Origin of the sequence: Actinomyces sp. ICM58 (genome assembly GCF_000283035.1) — a bacterium.
GTDB lineage: Bacteria > Actinomycetota > Actinomycetes > Actinomycetales > Actinomycetaceae > Pauljensenia.
The window spans coordinates 1-3,039 of the sequence record NZ_ALIY01000078.1 but is presented as its reverse complement, the minus strand read 5'-3'; the positions used below and the strand labels follow the sequence as shown (position 1 = coordinate 3,039).

The 3,039-nt window shown below is 68.5% G+C and carries 3 protein-coding genes; all 3 read right to left on the bottom strand.

The window, feature by feature from the left end; translation table 11 throughout:
- On the bottom strand, positions 1-554 hold a 554-nt coding region (truB, locus tag HMPREF1138_RS03895; protein WP_009056791.1), incomplete at its 3' end, for a tRNA pseudouridine(55) synthase TruB.
- 6 nt (positions 555-560) lie between these two features.
- Complete coding sequence (gene rbfA / locus HMPREF1138_RS03890) at positions 561-1,010, bottom strand: 30S ribosome-binding factor RbfA (protein WP_009056793.1); 450 nt, start codon at positions 1,008-1,010, stop codon at positions 561-563.
- A 99-nt stretch (positions 1,011-1,109) separates the two neighbouring features.
- On the bottom strand, positions 1,110-3,039 hold a 1,930-nt coding region (gene infB, locus HMPREF1138_RS03885), incomplete at its 5' end, for a translation initiation factor IF-2 (RefSeq protein ID WP_009056789.1).

The following is a 3,039-nucleotide window of genomic DNA, read 5'->3' as shown; positions in this document are numbered from 1 at the left end:
CGCACGGGTCCCGGAGGACACGCGGCGCCCTCCCCGGCCTCGTCGATGTGCGCCTGCGCCTCGCGCGGGGGCGCGAGGACCTCAAGGCGGGAGATGTGCACCGGGCGGGCCGCCAGCTCGACGTCCTGCCCCGCGCGGGCCAGGGCGTAGGCGCGCTTTCCGTTCACCTTGATCGCCGAGACCGTCGTGGGCACCTGCATGATGTCGCCGCGCAGGGGTGCGAGGACCGCTTCCAGGTCCGCCTCGCTGAGGCAGGCGCAGCCCTTGGCCGCGGTGGCGACGCCCTCGGCATCATCCGTGTTGGTCGAGATGCCGAATCGGATCGTCGCCCGATACTCCTTCGAGTGCCCGCTCACCCACGTCAGGAGCTTCGTCGCCTTGCCGATGCCGAGGACGAGGACCCCCGTCGCCATCGGGTCCAGCGTTCCGCCGTGGCCCACCTTGCGGGTGTGGGCCAGGCGTCGCACGCGCGAGACGACGTCGTGGCTGGTCATGCCGGCCGGCTTGTCGATAACGACGAGGCCGGGGCGGGGATTATCGGGTCGACGGGCCACGTCGAATCAGGCCCATTCCTCGTCGTCGGCTTCGTCCTCGTCGTCGTGACGGTAGGGGTCTTCCTCGCCGGCGTAGGTGGCGCCGACGGACGCGGCGGCGATGGCTTCATCCTTTGCCTTCGCCTTGGCCAAGGCGTCCTCCAGGGCGGCTGCGCTTTCGGGCAGCGCGTCCGGGATGAACTCCAGGGTCGGGGTCAGGCGCAGGCCCAGGGCCTTGCCCACGCGCGAGCGGAACAGGCCCTGCGCGGAGGCGAACGCGCGTGCAGCCTTCTCACGCTGCTCGTCGTCGCCGAGCACCGTGTAGAAGATGGACGCGTGCTGCAGGTCGCCCGTCACGCGCACATCCGTGATCGTCACCAGTTCCAGGCGAGGATCCTTCACGTGGCGCCCGATCATCGAGGCGACCGTTTGCAGGATGCGCTCCTGCACCTTTCGAACGCGAGCCTCGTCAGCCATCGCGCCCTCCTTTCAGGCGATACCGCCCTCGTCACAACACTTGGTGAGAGAAGATCGGGGTCCGAGCACGCCCGGACCCCGATACTTCACGCCACGGAATCAGTCACGAGCCTTCTCGCGCATCTCCCAGGTCTCAATGACGTCGCCCTCGGCGATGTCCTTGTAGCCCAGGGTGATACCGCACTCGTAGCCCTCGCGGACCTCGGTAACGTCGTCCTTCTCGCGACGCAGGGACGCGATCTCGAGGTTCTCGGCGACAACAACACCGTCGCGCACCAGGCGAGCCTTGGTGCCGCGCTTGATCGTGCCGGAGCGCACGATCGAACCGGCGATGTTGCCGAACTTGCCGGAGCGGAAGACCTGGCGGATCTCCGCGGTGCCCAGCTGGACCTCCTCGTAGATCGGCTTGAGCATGCCCTTGAGGGCCGCCTCAATGTCGTCGATCGCGGAGTAGATGACGTTGTAGTACTTGATCTCGACGCCCTCGGCATCCGCCATCTCGGCCACGCGCTCGGCGGGACGGACGTTGAAGCCGATGATGACCGCGTTGTCGACGGTCGCCAGGTTGACGTCGTTCTGCGTGATCGCACCGACGCCGCGGTGGATGATACGCAGCGCGACCTCGTCGCCCACGTCGATGCGCAGCAGCGAGTCTTCCAGGGCCTCGACGGCACCGGACACGTCGCCCTTGATGACCAGGTTGAGGGTGTCGACCTCGCCCTCGGCCAGGACCTTGTCGAAGTCCTCCAGGGAGACGCGCTTGCGGCGCTTGGCCAGCAGCGCCTGACGCTCGGCAGCCTCGCGCTTGTCGGCGATCTGGCGGGCCGTGCGGTCGTCGGAGGCGACCAGGAACGAGTCGCCGGCGCGCGGCACGGAGGTCAGACCCAGGACCGCGACGGGGCTCGAGGGGCCGGCCTCGGAGACGTCGTTTCCGGCGTCGTCGAACATGGCACGCACGCGACCGTAGGAGGAGCCGACCACGAGGGAGTCGCCCACGCGCAGCGTGCCACGCTGAACCAGCATGGTCGCGACCGCGCCGCGGCCCTTGTCCAGGTTGGCTTCGATGGCGACGCCGCGGGCGTCCGTGTTCGGGTTGGCCTCGAGGGTCAGCGCCGCGTCGGCGGTCAGCAGGACGGCCTCGAGGAGCTCACGGATGCCCGTGCGCTGCTTGGCGGAGATGTTGACGAACATGACGTCGCCGCCGTATTCCTCCGCGACGAGCCCGTACTCGGTGAGCTGGGAGCGGATCTTCTCCGGGTTCGCCGTGTCCTTATCGACCTTGTTGACCGCGACGACGATCGGTACGCCGGCCGCCTGCGCGTGGTTGATGGCCTCCACCGTCTGGGGCATGACACCGTCATCGGCGGCGACCACGAGGATCGCGATGTCGGTGACCTGGGCGCCACGGGCACGCATGGCCGTGAACGCCTCGTGACCGGGGGTGTCGATGAAGGTGATCGGGCGGCGCGTGCCGTCCTCGGCGGTGACCTTGACCTGGTAGGCGCCGATGTGCTGGGTGATGCCGCCGTGCTCGGTGTCGACGACGTCCGTGTGCCGGATCGCGTCGAGGAGCTTGGTCTTACCGTGGTCGACGTGACCCATGACGGTGACGACCGGGGGACGCGGCACCATGTTGTCGGCGTCGTCGAGTTCTTCGGCTTCGAGGTCGATATCGAAGGACTCGAGCAGCTCGCGGTCCTCATCCTCGGGGGAGACGACCTTGACGTCGTAGCCGAGCTCGGCGCCCAGGGCCTCGAAGGTGTCCTGGTCGAGGGACTGCGTGGCGGTGGCCATCTCGCCCAGGGCGAAGAGGACCGTCACGAGCGCTGCAGGGTTGACGTCGATCTTTTCGGCGAGGTCGGCCAGGGAGGCGCCCTGGCGGATGCGGATCTGCGCGCCGTTACCGCGCGGGATCGAGACGCCGCCGATGACCGGTGCATTCTGCTGCTCGTACTCTTGACGCTTCGCGCGCTTCGACTTGCGTCCGCGCTGCGAGCGGCCGCCTCCGCGACCGAATGCGCCGGGAGTG

Coding starts and splice junctions, on each gene's coding strand:
- rbfA (WP_009056793.1), bottom strand. CDS start 1,010: ATGGCTGACGAGGCTCGCGTTCGAAAGGTGCAGGAGCGCATCCTGCAA.